This window comes from Asaia sp. As-1742 (genome assembly GCF_011753235.1).
Lineage (GTDB): Bacteria > Pseudomonadota > Alphaproteobacteria > Acetobacterales > Acetobacteraceae > Asaia > Asaia bogorensis_B.
Genome location: NZ_VWWA01000060.1, coordinates 1 through 312, shown reverse-complemented (window position 1 = coordinate 312; position 312 = coordinate 1). Strand labels below are relative to the sequence as shown.

The window sequence follows — 312 nt, the reverse complement described above, 5'->3', positions numbered from 1 at the left end:
GCGGCGCCTGGTCCGCGACTACGAAAAGCGCCTCGACGTCTCCGGCGCCATGATCGACATTGCCATGGGCAGCCTCCTGCTCCGCCGCATCAGCCATCCATAGACATTCTCAAACGGGCTCTAAGACAGTTTCTTAGGCGACGTTTCCTCGAAAGCTGCACGCTTTCATGGGAAACGTTCGGAGAAGCTAGATGTTTGGTCCCGGGTTTTGATGGTGCAATCTTTTCATCGGAATGGAAGGAAGCACTATGGGCCAGGTTCACCACGGGAGCGCCACGACGACAGCGGCAGTCCGTCGAGCGATACAGCATA

Annotated in this window: 1 pseudogene; it reads left to right on the top strand. The window is 57.1% G+C overall.

From position 1 onward, the window contains the following. Positions 1-103: pseudogene (locus F3J08_RS16880) on the top strand (IS5/IS1182 family transposase); the annotation flags it as partial. Positions 104-312: the final 209 nt, after the last annotated feature.